This is a genomic window from Arenibacter sp. F20364 (genome assembly GCF_023015905.1).
Taxonomy (GTDB): Bacteria; Bacteroidota; Bacteroidia; order Flavobacteriales; family Flavobacteriaceae; genus Arenibacter.
On the sequence record NZ_JALKBD010000002.1, the window covers coordinates 216,028 to 230,242 of the forward strand.

At 39.9% G+C, this 14,215-nt stretch carries 18 protein-coding genes; 11 read left to right on the plus strand and 7 right to left on the minus strand.

Annotated features, from left to right (window positions below; all coding sequences use genetic code 11):
- The first annotated feature begins 62 nt into the window (after positions 1-62).
- Complete coding sequence (locus MWU84_RS02355) at positions 63-1,052, plus strand: Gfo/Idh/MocA family oxidoreductase (protein ID WP_246897779.1); 990 nt, start codon at positions 63-65, stop codon at positions 1,050-1,052.
- A gap of 6 nt (positions 1,053-1,058) precedes the next feature.
- On the opposite strand, the gene MWU84_RS02360 is transcribed toward MWU84_RS02355, so the two are convergent.
- The gene (locus MWU84_RS02360; protein ID WP_246897781.1) at positions 1,059-1,496 is read right to left on the minus strand and encodes a hypothetical protein; all 438 of its coding nucleotides are present in this window, start codon (positions 1,494-1,496) and stop codon (positions 1,059-1,061) included.
- Positions 1,497-1,607: 111 nt separating this feature from the next.
- On the opposite strand from MWU84_RS02360, the gene greA reads away from it, so the two are divergent.
- Positions 1,608-2,081 carry a transcription elongation factor GreA gene (gene greA, locus MWU84_RS02365; RefSeq protein ID WP_246897782.1) on the plus strand — a complete coding sequence of 158 codons (474 nt, stop codon included), beginning with the start codon at positions 1,608-1,610 and terminating at the stop codon, positions 2,079-2,081.
- 182 nt (positions 2,082-2,263) lie between these two features.
- Positions 2,264-2,656, plus strand: a complete 393-nt coding sequence (locus tag MWU84_RS02370; RefSeq protein ID WP_246897784.1) for an HIT family protein — start codon at positions 2,264-2,266, stop codon at positions 2,654-2,656.
- Here the strand turns inward: MWU84_RS02370 and MWU84_RS02375 are convergent.
- Both MWU84_RS02375 and MWU84_RS02380 read right to left on the minus strand, forming a co-directional pair.
- The gene (locus MWU84_RS02375) at positions 2,649-2,999 is read right to left on the minus strand and encodes a hypothetical protein (protein ID WP_246897786.1); all 351 of its coding nucleotides are present in this window, start codon (positions 2,997-2,999) and stop codon (positions 2,649-2,651) included. The genes MWU84_RS02370 and MWU84_RS02375 overlap by 8 nt on opposite strands.
- Before the next feature lie 4 nt (positions 3,000-3,003).
- Positions 3,004-4,152: a HAMP domain-containing sensor histidine kinase gene (locus tag MWU84_RS02380; protein WP_246897788.1), complete on the minus strand. Its 1,149-nt coding sequence runs from the start codon at positions 4,150-4,152 to the stop codon at positions 3,004-3,006.
- A gap of 118 nt (positions 4,153-4,270) precedes the next feature.
- On the opposite strand from MWU84_RS02380, the gene MWU84_RS02385 reads away from it, so the two are divergent.
- From MWU84_RS02385 to aat, 3 genes are all read left to right on the plus strand, one after another.
- Positions 4,271-5,173: a flavin reductase family protein gene (locus tag MWU84_RS02385; protein WP_246897983.1), complete on the plus strand. Its 903-nt coding sequence runs from the start codon at positions 4,271-4,273 to the stop codon at positions 5,171-5,173.
- Positions 5,174-5,341: 168 nt separating this feature from the next.
- Positions 5,342-5,719, plus strand: a complete 378-nt coding sequence (locus MWU84_RS02390; RefSeq protein ID WP_246897790.1) for a DUF3127 domain-containing protein — start codon at positions 5,342-5,344, stop codon at positions 5,717-5,719.
- 138 nt (positions 5,720-5,857) lie between these two features.
- Entirely contained in the window at positions 5,858-6,493 is a 636-nt protein-coding gene (gene aat / locus MWU84_RS02395; protein ID WP_246897793.1) for a leucyl/phenylalanyl-tRNA--protein transferase, read from the plus strand.
- A gap of 26 nt (positions 6,494-6,519) precedes the next feature.
- Here the strand turns inward: aat and MWU84_RS02400 are convergent, their stop codons facing one another.
- The 3 genes from MWU84_RS02400 to MWU84_RS02410 are packed head-to-tail and all read right to left on the minus strand — an operon-like array spanning position 6,520 to position 8,455.
- On the minus strand, positions 6,520-7,086 hold the full coding sequence (locus tag MWU84_RS02400; protein ID WP_246897795.1) for a hypothetical protein: 567 nt from the start codon (positions 7,084-7,086) through the stop codon (positions 6,520-6,522).
- On the minus strand, positions 7,076-7,639 hold the full coding sequence (locus MWU84_RS02405) for a DNA-3-methyladenine glycosylase I (RefSeq protein ID WP_246897798.1): 564 nt from the start codon (positions 7,637-7,639) through the stop codon (positions 7,076-7,078). Before MWU84_RS02405 ends, MWU84_RS02400 begins: the two co-directional genes overlap by 11 nt.
- A gap of 60 nt (positions 7,640-7,699) precedes the next feature.
- A complete protein-coding gene (locus MWU84_RS02410; protein ID WP_246897800.1) occupies positions 7,700-8,455 on the minus strand; it encodes a slipin family protein in 756 nt (251 codons plus the stop codon).
- A gap of 259 nt (positions 8,456-8,714) precedes the next feature.
- Here MWU84_RS02410 and MWU84_RS02415 point away from each other — a divergent pair, with 259 nt between their 5' ends.
- From MWU84_RS02415 to MWU84_RS02435, 5 genes are all read left to right on the plus strand, one after another.
- A complete protein-coding gene (locus tag MWU84_RS02415) occupies positions 8,715-8,885 on the plus strand; it encodes a hypothetical protein (RefSeq protein WP_246897802.1) in 171 nt (56 codons plus the stop codon).
- 102 nt (positions 8,886-8,987) lie between these two features.
- Positions 8,988-10,304: a gluconate:H+ symporter gene (locus tag MWU84_RS02420; RefSeq protein WP_246897805.1), complete on the plus strand. Its 1,317-nt coding sequence runs from the start codon at positions 8,988-8,990 to the stop codon at positions 10,302-10,304.
- A 14-nt stretch (positions 10,305-10,318) separates the two neighbouring features.
- Positions 10,319-10,783: a RidA family protein gene (locus tag MWU84_RS02425; RefSeq protein WP_246897807.1), complete on the plus strand. Its 465-nt coding sequence runs from the start codon at positions 10,319-10,321 to the stop codon at positions 10,781-10,783.
- Positions 10,784-10,799: 16 nt separating this feature from the next.
- Positions 10,800-11,912 (plus strand): D-TA family PLP-dependent enzyme, encoded by a 1,113-nt coding sequence (locus MWU84_RS02430; RefSeq protein WP_246897809.1) that lies wholly within the window; start codon positions 10,800-10,802, stop codon positions 11,910-11,912.
- A gap of 63 nt (positions 11,913-11,975) precedes the next feature.
- Positions 11,976-13,040, plus strand: coding sequence for a membrane dipeptidase (locus tag MWU84_RS02435; protein WP_246897811.1), 1,065 nt, complete (start codon positions 11,976-11,978; stop codon positions 13,038-13,040).
- A gap of 22 nt (positions 13,041-13,062) precedes the next feature.
- Here the strand turns inward: MWU84_RS02435 and MWU84_RS02440 are convergent, their stop codons facing one another.
- Positions 13,063-13,980: an AraC family transcriptional regulator gene (locus tag MWU84_RS02440; RefSeq protein ID WP_246897815.1), complete on the minus strand. Its 918-nt coding sequence runs from the start codon at positions 13,978-13,980 to the stop codon at positions 13,063-13,065.
- Positions 13,981-14,215: the final 235 nt, after the last annotated feature.

The following is a 14,215-nucleotide window of genomic DNA, read 5'->3' on the forward strand; positions in this document are numbered from 1 at the left end:
TCATATTTTAACCGTATTTTTTGTGACTCAAGTAGATAGCTATAAACTATAAATTTTAGATAATGAACAATATTAAATATAAGAAACCACTGCGATGGGGAATAATTGGTTGTGGAGCGGTTACTGAGGTAAAAAGTGGACCACCATATCAACAGACCCAAGATTTTCAATTGATAGCCGTTATGCGTAGGGATGATAAAAAGGCCGAGGACTATGCCAAAAGGCATGGTGTTCCAAAGTTTTACTCCAAAGCAGAGGACTTGATCGGGGATCCAGAGGTAGATGCAGTGTACATTGCTACGCCCCCGGACACCCATAAACATTATGCCCTAATAGTGGCTAAGGCCGGCAAGCCTTGTTGTGTAGAGAAACCTATGGCGCCGAGTTATGCGGACAGTCTGGAGATATACAATGTTTTTAAGGAAAATAAGTTGCCACTTTTTGTGGCGTATTATAGGCGCTCCTTGCCAAGGTTTTTAAAAATTAAGGAATGGTTGGATAATGGTGAGATTGGGGAAGTAAGACATATTCGATGGCATCTCTCCAAACCCCCAAGTGCAGAAGATCTTGAAAAAACTTATAATTGGAGGACCGATGGTGAAGTTGCTCCAGGGGGTTATTTTGATGATTTGGCCAGTCATGGGTTGGACCTTTTTTCGTTTTACCTTGGAGATGTAGAACATGTTTTTGGGATAAGTACAAACCAGCAAAAATTATATAGCGCAAAAGATGCGATTGCAGCTTGCTGGATCTATAAAAATGGGGTTACCGGAGAGGGTAGTTGGAATTTTGGCACCGCGGGCCGGGAAGATAAAGTGGAGATCATTGGCAGTAAGGGCAAAATAATATTTTCCGTGTTTAATGAAGAGGATATTACCCTGGTCAATGACAATGGAACAACAAACCTCTTTATTGATCACCCAAAGCACGTACAACAGTTCCATGTGGAAAATATACGGGAGCATTTGCTGGAAAACAGTGAGCATCCTTCAACTGGAAAATCAGGATTGCATACCAGCTGGATAATGGACAAAATCCTAGGTCAGATCTAAGGGATATTAATTGGAGATAATCACGGAATTGCCACTATAGGTGGCGCGGTAAAAAAGTAGGTCGTGATAGGTCTTGCCGTCTTCAGGCCTATTCATCATTTGTCCGGTAAATAAGTTGTATTCATAGCCTTCACAGGAACAAGTAACCAATTGCCCATCTAGGGTCATTGTGGAGCAAGCATTCGGGGCATGATTGGGGCAGCTGGCTTCCCAGGCCATATATGAATTGAATCCGGTATTGATAACGAATGCACCTCGGGTGCCTACTGCGGCGTTTCCCACATATACGGCGCTACCCGTATTGGTCAAAGCACTGTAAAGCGGTAAGTTCAAGTTAAGATCAAACCTAAAGCTAACTTCCTGTAAGTAAGGGTTTCTATTGGTTGAGTTGTTGTCGCAGGACAATAAAAAAAAGAAAAGTAATATTCCCAATACGCGTTTCATACCGCTATGCCTATTTATTTAACTTGAACAAAATTGAACAAAATTTATGTATATTTGTCTTAAATCCTCTTTAAAAAAAGGGGATTTTCCTATTTATTTAACGCAGAACTTATGAGTAAGGTGTCTTATTATACAGCAGAAGGCCTAAAAAAATTGAGAGAGGAACTTAATTATCTAAAGGACGTTGAGCGCCCAAAAGCTTCACAGGCAATTGGCGAGGCAAGGGATAAAGGAGATTTGTCGGAAAATGCAGAGTATGATGCCGCAAAGGAGGCACAAGGTTTGTTGGAGATGAAAATTTCCAAGATGGAAGAGACTTTGGCCAATGCCAGATTGATAGATGAATCACAATTGGACACTTCCAAAGTGTTGGTACTGTCTACCGTTAAATTGAAGAACATGAACAACGGTATGGAAATGAAATATACCCTTGTAGCAGAAAGCGAAGCTGATCTTAAGACGGCAAAAATTTCTGTGAGTTCGCCGATCGGGAAAGGGCTATTGGGTAAAAAAGTGGGAGAAACTGCTGAAATCACAGTTCCCAACGGAACCTTGAAATTTGAAATTTTGGAAATTTCAAGATAGATCATTTCACAGAATAAGTTGGGGCCTCAATTGACTTGTTCAATTGAGGCCTTTATTTTTAAGGAGCTCTTAATTGATTTTAGTGGTATTTGTTAAGGCTGTTTAAACCATACTAAGTATATGTTTAGGGCTTGGTTTTAAAATATTTGTACTATCTTTTAAATTGATTTAAGTTTGGTTATATGTCATCAATATTTACGAAAATTATAAACGGTGAAATCCCGTCCTATAAAATTGCCGAGGACGATAATTATTATGCCTTTTTGGACATTAATCCCAACGCTTTGGGGCACACTTTATGCGTCCCAAAGAAGGAGGTGGACAAGCTTTTGGATCTGGACGAGGAAACCTACCTGGGGCTTATGGCCTTTTCAAGGAAAATAGGCTTGGCCATCGAAGCTAGCGTGCCTTGCAATAGGGTGGGCCTAACCGTAATAGGCTTGGAAGTTCCCCATGTACACGTACATTTAATTCCTTTGAACGGAATGCGGGATGCTACTTTTCAGCATAAGGCATCTCTTGCCCCCAAAGATTTTACGGATATAGCAGAAAAGATTAAGGCCAATATTAAATAATTCCCTCCAAGGAAATATAAACGCCAGCAGCTACCACTATAATAAGAAGAAGGGTTAAAACATAAAATAGTGTGGTAAAACGTATGGAGGCGCGGTCAGGGACAATCATTTTCTGGTAATAGTCATATACCCGGTCTATGTCCTCCGTCCAAGTTACGGGATAAATCATGGAATTGCATTTATTGCATTTAATTTCATGGGTAATATCCTTAGTGGTCCGGTCAAATAGGCGCCCATAAGTATGTCTTTGATAAAAGGTCAACTTTAATTCCTGATTAAAACATTCCGGACAATTGTTCGTTAAATCCGCTTCCTTAATTATAACCAATTTCTCCTTTGCCATCACCTTAATTTTTAACTTTAAATGTAATTTGCATTATGGTACCGTCCTTTGTGGATGTCAGTACTTTTATTTTGCCCTTATGATATTCTTCTACAATTCTTTTCACTAAGGAGAGTCCTAAACCCCAGCCCCTTTTTTTAGAGGTAACTCCGGGGTTAAATATAGTCTGAAAATTCTTCTTTGGGATACCACTGCCTGTATCCGAAATTAGGATTCTTACCCAGTTGCCATTGGGAACAATTTCAATGGCAATATTTCCCTTGCCCCTCATGGCATCAATACCGTTTTTCACTAAGTTTTCAATGGTCCAATTGTACAAAGCCTTGTTCAAAAGCACGGGTACATGATCCACTTGTGAATTAAACGAAAAATGAATGAGTTTGGAACTCCTTAATTTTAAGTAATCATATGCATTTTTAGTTTCTTCAACAATGTCGTACTCATTAAGGATTGGTAATGAGCCAATTTTGGAAAAACGTTCGGTTATGGTTTCCAATCGGCTAATATCCTTTTCAATTTCCTTGGTAATCTCAGGGTTAATATTTTCGGTCTTCAATAATTCGTTCCATCCCAAGAGGGAAGAAAGGGGGGTTCCTATCTGATGTGCTGTTTCTTTGGCCATACCGGCCCAAAGTTTATTTTGTTCGGATGTTTTATTGGTCTTGAACAAAAAATAGATTACCGTTCCAAAAAGGAAGATTATCAATAAAAGGGCAATGGGGTAATATTTTAATTTGTTGAGTACTTCGGAATTCCCGTAATAAAGGGTTGCCAAGTTTTCTCCCTTATATTCAATCAGGATGGGTTTGTTTTCTTGCTTGAATTTATTTATTTTTCCGTGGATAAATGCGGTGTCCGTTTTCTGGATGCCGGGCATGTTGTTCACTTTTACGGTACTGTCCTTGTTGACCAGTATCATTGGAGTGGAGGTGTTGTTCTGAAAGATTTTGATGTGTAGGTTACCTGGGTCGGCGTCAACGGGTAAGGACAAAAATTCAGATTGTGCCGTAGCCCAAATTTCCATTTTGTGGCGTTCCTCTTCCTTGAATTTCTTAAAAAAACTGTTGGTGTTCCACAGTATTAAGCTCACGATAGCAAAAGAAGCTATTAATAACAGAAGGTTCGAGGTTTTCTTTTTAGGACTAAAATCCATCCATCTATAAAATTATTCTTAAAGATAACGCAATTTGGACAAAGATATTCTATTTTGATGTCTACCTATTTATTTCAATTTGCTTACATTTTACGTACCTTTACCTGCTATGAAAAAAATGGTTTCCATCAAGGCTTCAGAAGTACCCACGGCCAGATTACATGGGTATTTATTGGGTGCCGTTGGGCCAAGGCCCATCGCTTTTGCAAGTACTGTTGATGGGAAGGGAAGGCCTAATTTATCGCCTTTTAGTTTTTTCAATGTATTTAGTTCCAATCCGCCCATTTTGATATTTTCTCCCTCCCGCAGGGTGCGCGACAATACCACTAAACACACCTTGGAGAATGTTCTTAAAAATATGGAGGTGGTCATTAATGTGGTCAATTACGATATGGTGCAACAAATGTCCTTGGCAAGCACGGAGTACGGGGAGGGTGAGAACGAATTTGTCAAATCTGGACTAACCATGTTGCCTTCGGATTTGGTAAAGCCCTTTAGGGTGGCCGAATCACCTGTGCAGTTCGAATGTAAGGTTGTGAAGGTGGAACCCCTAGGAAAAGAGGGCGGCGCAGGTAATCTAATCTTTTCGGAAGTGCTAAAAATACATATGGATACCGATATTTTGGATGAAAACGGGAGCATAGATCAATTTAAAATTGATCAGGTGGCCCGAATGGGGGGCAACTGGTACAGCAGGGCCAATTTGGGATTGTTTGAAGTGCCCAAACCCAATTCTAGCTTGGGGATTGGGGTAGACCAAATTCCTGGGCATATTAGGTTGAGCAATGTCCTTACTGGAAACGATTTGGGTATGTTGGGAAATATAGAAAAATTGCCATCCCAGGAAGAAGTGAGGGATTATATTGAAAATAATCTGGAGTTGAGATCCATTTTAAGTTCAGGTGACGAAGCTTTACTCCATACAAGGGCGCAAGAGTTGTTAAAAACTAAGGCCGTGCTCTCTGCTTGGAAGGTATTATTGGCAGATATACCTACCCATAGGGATGGACAAAAAGAGTAAACCTAGTTAAATATTTTAAATGAAGTTGTAAATGGACTTCGTAGTTGATCGATGCCTAGGGCTGAATCCCAAATTTTTAAGATGGGATGTTTTGTTTTAGGTGTTCCTGATCAAATTGCTTAATATTGACAAAAAAAGAATACAAAGTAGAATTATATAAATAGCAAAATGGAAGTACAAGGGAAAATTAAAATGGTAGGTGAGACCCAAACGTTTGGGAATAACGGATTTAGAAAGAGGGAAGTAGTAGTAACTACCGAGGAACAATATCCACAGCATATTATGGTAGAGTTCGTACAGGATAAATGTGATCTTTTAAATAATTTTGGAGCTGGACAAGCTGTTAAAATTAGTATTAATCTGAGAGGTAGGGAATGGGTAAACCCACAGGGGGAGACCAAATATTTTAATTCCATACAAGGTTGGAGAATAGAAAGTTTACAAGATGAGGCGAATGCTCCAGGGATGCCCCCGGTACCACCAATGGATGCATTTGAACCAGCGGATGATGTAAATGACGATGACCACGACGATTTGCCATTCTAATTATTGATGACAAATATTCTTTGGAACAGACTTTAGCTGTTCTTAAAAGAGGTGTAAAGTCAAAAAAAAAGGGAAAACCTATTCAGTTCCTAACTGAATAGGTTTTCTTAATTTTAAGGAGTGTAAATTAACTTCAAAATGTTTCTCCTTTCCCATCGCTTACTGTTTCCGGATGTAGAAAATGCCGATGATGACGGATTATTGGCCGTTGGGGGCGATCTGTCCCCAGCACGATTGCTCTTGGCCTATAAGAATGGGATATTCCCTTGGTTCAATGAGGATTCCATGATTCTTTGGTGGAGTCCCGACCCACGCATGGTTCTGTTTCCAAACAACGTAAAGATTTCGAAAAGTATGGCCCAGGTAATAAAATCCAATAAGTTTAGTATTACTTGGAATACACAATTTGAAGATGTGGTCAATGCATGTTCTAGCATAGAGCGCAAAGGGCAGGAAGGAACTTGGATTACCCCGGAAATGAAAAGCGCATACTCAAAATTGCATCAAATGGGAATAGCAAAGTCTGTTGAAGTATGGGAAAATGAACAATTGGTAGGAGGGCTATATGGAATTGACCTTGGACATGTGTTCTGTGGGGAAAGTATGTTCAGTAAAAGGAGCAATGCTTCCAAATTCGCATTTATAAGCTTGGCCCAAGATTTGGAAAAAAAAGAGTATAAACTGATCGATTGCCAAGTGTACACAGCACATTTGGAAAGTCTAGGCGCTGAAGAAATTCCTCGAAAACAATTTATAAAAATCCTTAAAGAATAGCTGCTTGCAAGACGATATCAATACTATTAGTAAAGCACATGATCATAATTGGCCGGTAAGGCCATGGCCATATTTTCTAGGTTTCCCTCTGCATTAAATATGGCAATATAGTCTTCCCCTGTATCCGCTTTTTTGCCGCGCAGCAATACTTTGTAGGTGTTACTGGGCAATATCAGATTTTGGAAGGTATTTTTTAGAACATTCTCCCCGGATCCAGGATAGCGTTGTTGGATATATTTAATTTTTGTTTTTTTAAATTTCTCCTTCAATACGGAACTTATGTTGGTATAGGTATCCGTTGGAATGTCAACTTCCTTTACCATGAACCCCGTATTTTGAATAACCCCTTTTTCGCTGTAATCTATATGGTAGCGCATTTTTCCTTTCTTAAACTTTAGGGTATAGGTAATTTTGGAAGTGTCAACTTCTCGGTAGTACCTAATAGATTTGGTATTCTCCATGGGTAAGTTATCCATGTCTATAGAAGGAAATTGTGATTTTTTGATGCGATGTTCCCGCTCTATTATTGGTTGGGAAAAACAATTTAGGCCAAGCATCAAAAACAGCACTAAGGTTGTATAGCTATACTTCATTATATCTAAAGCAATTTATTTCGTGATCGTTTACCATACCGGTTGCCTGCATGTGGGCGTAAATTACCGTGCTCCCTACAAATTTGAAACCCCGTTTCTTTAGATCCTTACTTATAGTGTCGGACAATGGGGTATGAGCCGGGGCATTTTTATAATCCCTATGGTTATTCTTAATCGGCTGGCCGTTGACAAATTTCCAGATATACTTGCTAAAGCTGCCAAATTCCTTTTGAATGTTTATAAAGGCCTGGGCATTGGTAACAGTGGCCCTTATCTTGAGTTTGTTCCTGATAATTCCCGCATCCTGTAACAGGGATTCAATTTTCGGTTCTCCGTATTTAGCTATTTTTCTGTAATCAAAATGATCAAATGCCATTCTAAAATTCTCCCTTTTTCTTAAAATGGTAATCCAGCTTAATCCGGCTTGGAAGGTTTCCAAAATCAAAAATTCAAACAACAGGTCATCATCCTTTAAAGGAACACCCCATTCCTCGTCGTGGTACTTTTCGTAAAGTGCATCGCCCTTGCACCAGCCACATCTATGTTTTTCCATTTTTAATATTCAAACTGGCCTTAAAGATAAAGAAACCCAAATTCTAATAATGGGATATATCTACTTTTTCTTTTTTGTGGTAATATTTGTGTTTCTGGGCAAAACCTCTTCAGGGAAGGGAAATAGTATGGTAGAATTTTTTTCTGCTGCTATATTGGATAGGGTTTGGTAGAGCCTTAGTTTTATGGCCGAGGGCGATTGATCTATCAATTTACCTGCTTCCAATAATTTACCTGCGGCCTGTTCTTCGGCAAGGGCCAAGATAATTCGTGCCCTTCTGGACCTTTCGGCCTCTGCTTGGTTGGCCATCATACGCTTCATGTTTTCCGGTAGTTGAATGTCCTTAATTTTAACATCAATAATTTCAATGCCCCATTCTTTGGTCTCCAATTCAACAATGGCCTTGATGTTTTTTCCCATTTCCTCACGTTTGGATAAAATGGTATCCAGTTCAACCTTTCCACAAACATCCCGTAATGCCGCTTGGGCCAATTGGGTAATGGCAAACCTGTATTCCTCCACCTCCAAAACAGCTTTCTCCGGATCGTTTATCTTGAAGAAGACTACACCGTCAATACTACAGGGGACATTGTCCTCCGTCATTACTTCCTGGGAAACAATATTAATGGTTATAACACGAATGTCCACAACCTGAATGGTTTCCACAATGGGAATGATCCACCTGAAACCAGGCTGTAATGTTTTTATATACTTGCCAAATCTAAATTTTAGTGCTCTTTTATATTCGAAGACTACGCGTATTCCGGCCAACAAAAATAATATGATAATGGTGATAAGAATAAAAGGTGGTGCCATAACATGTTGTTTAAAATTATTCGGACCTAGGGAAAACTTGTAACTTTTGTCATAGGCCATATTCAATATCAGAAAAGAAAATTAAAATTTCTATTCTGTAAATGTCGTTTCTATTAAAGATACGAAAATTGTAGGGTAGGAAAACTATAACCACCCATTAATTAATATGGGTCAATATGTTAGATGTCTTTTAAAAAGAGATGTGTACAATTATGCCTATTTGCTGGTCACAAGGGATTAAGGTGTTTATGTATGTTACATGGTTATCGTTGGGTTTGGTGGAACTGAAGCCCAGGACGGTTACCATGAACTTTGGGATGTATATGCCGGTGCTGCCATTGGCATTGGAAGCACTGGATTTTTACAAAACCCCATAAAAAGCAATCAATGTCTCTTGGTTGTACTAATTATCGGGATACCCATTCCTTAAGTTTTTTGTATAAATTTTAATTTATTATTAAAAAGGATATTGATTTTTTGGTTGATATAGTATATTTAAGAATTGTATTCAATTAAATACCAAACCAATACTATGCCATTACTTATTGTTATTCTAGGGTTATTTCTCCTTTTTTTACTCATTGCAAAATTTAAACTTAACGCCTTTATAGCTTTCATAATTGTCTCGCTTGCCGTGGGGATCGCGGAAGGTATGGATCTGGACCAGGTGGTGAAATCCATAGAACACGGAATAGGCAATACCCTCGGTTTTTTGGTGATGATTTTAGGATTGGGGGCTATGTTGGGCAAGCTGGTGGCAGATAGTGGTGCCGCGCAACAGATAACCACCAAGTTAGTGGCCAAATTTGGTGTTAAAAATATTCAGTGGGCCTTGGTGTTGACCGGATTTATTGTGGGTATTCCTTTGTTCTATGAGGTTGGTTTTGTGATATTGATTCCCTTAATTTTTACTATTACTGCCTCTACTGGTTTGCCACTTTTGTATGTGGGCCTGCCCATGATAGCCTCTTTGTCCGTGACACATGGCTATCTTCCGCCTCATCCTGCCCCAACGGCTATCACCGCCATGTTTGAGGCAGATATGGGGAAGACACTGTTATATGGGATTATCATTGCTATACCGGCTATTACGGTTGCCGGGCCATGGTTTTCGAGAACCATCAAAAATGTTAAGGCTACTCCCTTAAAGGATTTTGTAAATCCTACTGTTTTAAAGGAAGAAGAAATGCCGGGAATAAACATCAGTATTTTTACGGCCCTCCTACCCATTATTTTAATAATGTTATCTACAGTAGCCGATCTTTTATTTCCCAAGGATTATGGATTTATGCCTTTTGTCAACTTTCTGGGAAATCCAGTAATCGCCATGTTGATTTCCGTATTGGTAGCCATTTATACCTTGGGCTTGGCTAGAGGTAAAAAGATGACCGATATTATGGGGTCTATGTCCAGTTCTATTTCCGGGATTACTATGGTACTGCTCATTATTGCAGGTGCTGGGGCCCTTAAGGAGGTCTTAATAGACAGTGGTGTAAGTTTGTATATCGCCGATAGTTTAAAAGACTCTACTGTTTCACCGTTATTATTGGCGTGGTTTGTTGCCACTGTCATTAGGGTATGCGTTGGTTCGGCAACAGTGGCCGGATTGACCACTGCAGGTATCGTAATGCCCCTGATAAACGCTACAGGGGTGAGTCCGGAATTAATGGTGCTGGCCATAGGCTCGGGAAGTTTAATGCTTTCCCATGTGAATGATGGAGGGTTCTGGCTGTTTAAGGAATATTTTAACCTATCCATTAAGGATACTTTAAAAACTTGGACGGTTATGGAAACTACCGTGGGAGTAATGGGGTTGATAGGAGTAATGATTTTAAGTTTGTTTGTTTAATTAAAGAATAAATTATGAGTAGTTCACCCACCGAAAAAATTAAGGAATTAGGATTGGTTTTTCCCCCGGCTCCAAAACCTGCCGGTGTTTATAGACCAATTTTGGTCGTAGATAGGTTTTTATATGTTTCTGGCCAGGGCCCAATTCAAAATGATGGATCCCTAATGATCGGGATAGCAGGTTTTGATATGAACGCCGATGAAGCCAAAAAGGCTGCTAGGCAGGTGGGACTTACGATGCTTTCCACTATTCAGACACATTTTGGAAGTTTGGACAAAATAAAAAGGGTTGTAAAAGTTTTGGGAATGGTAAATTCTACTTCCGATTTTGGACAACAACCCTATGTAATAAATGGCTTTAGTGAATTGATGGCGGATGTTTTTGGCAAAGAAAATGGTATTGGAGTGCGTAGTGCCGTTGGGATGATGCTACCCAATAACATTCCAGTAGAAGTTGAGGCCATGTTTGAACTTTATTGAAGCTGAACACAATTTTATGATGAACCAGGATTGGTATAAGATTACGGCCCCGGATGATATAATTACTCCTGCCCTTTTGGTATATCCAGATCGGGTAGAAGAAAACATAAAGACCTTGATAGCTATGGCCGGAGGTACCCAGAACCTCAGACCGCATATAAAAACACATAAGACGGCAGAGATTGTTCAGCTGCAATTGAAATATGGGATTCAAAAATTTAAGTGTGCCACTATCGCCGAGGCCGAACTCTTGGGCGAATGCGGGGCAAGTGACATATTGCTCGCCTTGCAACCGGTAGGTCCCAATATAGACCGATTGTTTAGACTGATGGCCAAATTCCCCAATAGCACCTTTTCTACTATTGTAGATGATCGTCAGATTATAGAGCTATTTTCCAAAACCGCGAGGAACAAAGGCATTCATGTGCCACTGTGGTTGGATATCAACAATGGCATGAATAGATCTGGTATTTTGCCAAATGCCAAGGCCGTGGAATTATATAAAAAAATAGATGAAGACCCTAACTTGCAAGCTGCGGGCTTACATGTGTATGATGGGCATATCCATAATAAGGATCTATCGGAAAGAGAGAAGAAATGCAATGAGGACTTTGAAGGGGTTTTGGGTTTAAAAAGAACATTGGAAAAACTTGGATTCGCTATCCCTACTATTGTGGCCGGTGGTTCCCCAACCTTTCCGATACATTTAAAGCGTGAAGGGGTGGAAACTAGCCCAGGAACAACACTGTTATGGGACGCTGGCTATGCCGCCTCATATCAGGATATGGATTTTTTACCGGCCGCTGTTTTATTGACTAGGGTAATTAGTAAACCTAGCAACAATTTGGTATGTTTCGATTTGGGGCATAAACATCTGGCTTCAGAGATGAATTTTCCAAGGGTATTGCTATTGGAAGGGGAAGGCTGCTCCCAAATGGGACAGAGTGAGGAGCATTTGGTGGTTAAATGTACCAATGATGAAAAATATGAAGTAGGGGATCTGGCCTATGCTATTCCAGTACACATTTGCCCCACGGTTGCCAAATATAAGGAAGTCTTAACGGTAGAAAATGGGAGCTTAACCGGTGCTTGGCAGGTAGCTGCCAGAAACCTTAAAATAAATATATAAACCTCTCTTTTAAAAGGACCAATAATTATCGGTTGGGCCTTAAGTTGGGATAAATTGAAAAATATGTTCGTATTTGATGCCCATTTAGATCTGGCCATGAACGCCATGGAATGGAATAGGGATTTAACATGGAGCGTGGCCCAAATTAGACAAAGTGAATTGGGCATGACGGATAAACCGGATAGGGCAAAGAATACAGTGTCCTTAAGTGCTATGCGAGAGGGAAATATTGGTCTTTGCTTGGCTACCCAAATAGCAAGATACGTAAAGAGGGAAAACCCCCTTCCCGGGTGGAACTCTCCCCAACAGGCTTGGGCCCAAACCCAAGGACAACTGGCTTGGTACAAGGCCATGGAAGAAATTGGGGAAATGGTTCAAATTAGTAATACGGAGCAATTGAATTCGCATTTGGAACTTTGGGAAAATGGCAAGGGTAAAAAGCCGATCGGCTATATCCTTAGTTTGGAAGGAGCGGATTCCATAATTGCCATGGACCATTTGGAAAGAGCTTATGAACAAGGCCTGAGGGCCATTGGACCGGCGCACTATGGTCCCGGCACCTATGCACATGGCACGGATTCGGTAGGTGGCATTGGCCATAAAGGCAAGGAGCTATTAAAAGAAATAGAGCGATTAAACCTAATTCTGGACGCTACACACTTATGCGATCTTAGTTTTTGGGAAACCATGAAGGTATACAATGGTCCCGTTTGGGCAAGCCACAACAATTGTCGAGAATTTGTGGATCATAACAGACAGTTTTCTGATGAACAAATATTGGAGCTAATAGGAAGGAATGGCGTTATTGGGATAGCACTGGACGCTTGGATGATGGTCCCCAATTGGGTTAGGAGTGTTTCGACTCCTGAGGGGATGGATGTTACTTTAGCCCAAATGATAAACAATATAGACCATATTTGCCAGTTGGCAGGAAATTCCCTGCACGTTGGAATAGGGACCGATCTGGATGGAGGCTTTGGAAAAGAGCAATGTCCCACTGACCTAAATACGATCGCAGACCTACAGAAGATACCTGGACTATTGTTGGAAAAAGGGTATTCGGAAACGGATATAGAGAATATAATGAGCAAAAATTTTATTCGGTTTCTAAGAAAGGTATGGGGATAATCAACCTACCGATCCGTTATTTTCAATATCTCTTTTCCCTAACCACATTGGCTTGATATTCGCCAGGGGAAACATTTTTCTTTCTCTTGAACACACGGTTAAAATATGACCTACTTTCAAAACCGCATTCCATGAATACTTCTTTTATTGTACGTTTTGGATCTTGTAAAAGGCTAACAGCCAGATTGATGCGTTCATTGTTAATGAATTCTACAGGAGAAATGCCAAGTTCATTTTTAAAGACCCTGTAAAAATGGGACTCGCTCATATGGGCCTTTTTGCTCAATGTTTCAATACTTAGAGGCTGGTATATATTTTCCCTAATAAAGGAGACAATAAACCCCAATCTACTGTTGTTGCTGACCTCCAACGTTTGTTCCGTGTAAATCTTGCGCTCATTGCTCTGTAATATCCGCACTATCAGTTCGCTTAGCATATTGTCTACAAAGAGGTCTTTGGACGGATGGTTTTCCGTAAATAGAAAGAGCAATCGTTGTAAAATTTGATAGAGGCCAATATCATTTGTAAAATGAAAATTATAATCCATCAAAGCCCATTCTTTCCCATCCAATTTAGGCATGGTTTCATTCATTACCCTCAACATCTGTTTTATTTTATCCTCAGAAATGGCCATGGCCAGGCAACGGGTAGGGTTGGTAGCCTTTGCTTCGGGAAAATCTATACACATTATTTCTTTGGATGGCAGTATTAGTGACTCACCGGGTAAAAAGTTAAATGACTCATGGTCCCTAAGGTGCATAATTTTTTTGCCACTTAGCATACTTGCCAGGACAGGCTGGTCAAACTGCAGCAATATCTGCTCCGCCTGCTGATGGGTTTCAAAAACGTGCATGGCAGCATTGTTCAACGTATAGGTCGTTTGGTTCTCGACCAAAGTTTCCAATCTCCTATTATTAAAGTAAGCGTTGGATAGCTGCATCCCAGATATATTTAAATTGTCATTAATTATTATTCAACGAGCTTATTTTGTTAAAAATACAAAATTAATCACCTCAAATTGGGATATAAACAATTATTGATAGGATAGTTCATGTTATTGATAGAATGGGTCAGAATTTTAACAAAAACGCTTCATACATTTGAAAACAAGCCACTTACACTTACAATATGGCTCGGCCAATAACGATTGGCAAAATGAAATCTAATATTAATTA

Bases quoted from the DNA above. Each gene is read 5' to 3' on its own strand.
- MWU84_RS02410 (WP_246897800.1), bottom strand. From the start codon at position 8,455: ATGGCACCACCTTTTATTCTTATCACCATTATCATATTATTTTTGTTG.
- MWU84_RS02380 (WP_246897788.1), bottom strand. From the start codon at position 4,152: ATGGATTTTAGTCCTAAAAAGAAAACCTCGAACCTTCTGTTATTAATA.
- MWU84_RS02390 (WP_246897790.1), top strand. From the start codon at position 5,342: ATGGAAGTACAAGGGAAAATTAAAATGGTAGGTGAGACCCAAACGTTT.
- MWU84_RS02440 (WP_246897815.1), bottom strand. From the start codon at position 13,980: ATGCAGCTATCCAACGCTTACTTTAATAATAGGAGATTGGAAACTTTG.
- MWU84_RS02375 (WP_246897786.1), bottom strand. From the start codon at position 2,999: ATGGCAAAGGAGAAATTGGTTATAATTAAGGAAGCGGATTTAACGAAC.
- MWU84_RS02415 (WP_246897802.1), top strand. From the start codon at position 8,715: ATGGTTATCGTTGGGTTTGGTGGAACTGAAGCCCAGGACGGTTACCAT.
- MWU84_RS02400 (WP_246897795.1), bottom strand. From the start codon at position 7,086: ATGAAGTATAGCTATACAACCTTAGTGCTGTTTTTGATGCTTGGCCTA.
- MWU84_RS02425 (WP_246897807.1), top strand. From the start codon at position 10,319: ATGAGTAGTTCACCCACCGAAAAAATTAAGGAATTAGGATTGGTTTTT.
- aat (WP_246897793.1), top strand. From the start codon at position 5,858: ATGTTTCTCCTTTCCCATCGCTTACTGTTTCCGGATGTAGAAAATGCC.
- MWU84_RS02370 (WP_246897784.1), top strand. From the start codon at position 2,264: ATGTCATCAATATTTACGAAAATTATAAACGGTGAAATCCCGTCCTAT.
- greA (WP_246897782.1), top strand. From the start codon at position 1,608: ATGAGTAAGGTGTCTTATTATACAGCAGAAGGCCTAAAAAAATTGAGA.
- MWU84_RS02435 (WP_246897811.1), top strand. From the start codon at position 11,976: ATGTTCGTATTTGATGCCCATTTAGATCTGGCCATGAACGCCATGGAA.
- MWU84_RS02430 (WP_246897809.1), top strand. From the start codon at position 10,800: ATGATGAACCAGGATTGGTATAAGATTACGGCCCCGGATGATATAATT.
- MWU84_RS02355 (WP_246897779.1), top strand. From the start codon at position 63: ATGAACAATATTAAATATAAGAAACCACTGCGATGGGGAATAATTGGT.
- MWU84_RS02405 (WP_246897798.1), bottom strand. From the start codon at position 7,639: ATGGAAAAACATAGATGTGGCTGGTGCAAGGGCGATGCACTTTACGAA.
- MWU84_RS02420 (WP_246897805.1), top strand. From the start codon at position 8,988: ATGCCATTACTTATTGTTATTCTAGGGTTATTTCTCCTTTTTTTACTC.
- MWU84_RS02385 (WP_246897983.1), top strand. From the start codon at position 4,271: ATGGTTTCCATCAAGGCTTCAGAAGTACCCACGGCCAGATTACATGGG.
- MWU84_RS02360 (WP_246897781.1), bottom strand. From the start codon at position 1,496: ATGAAACGCGTATTGGGAATATTACTTTTCTTTTTTTTATTGTCCTGC.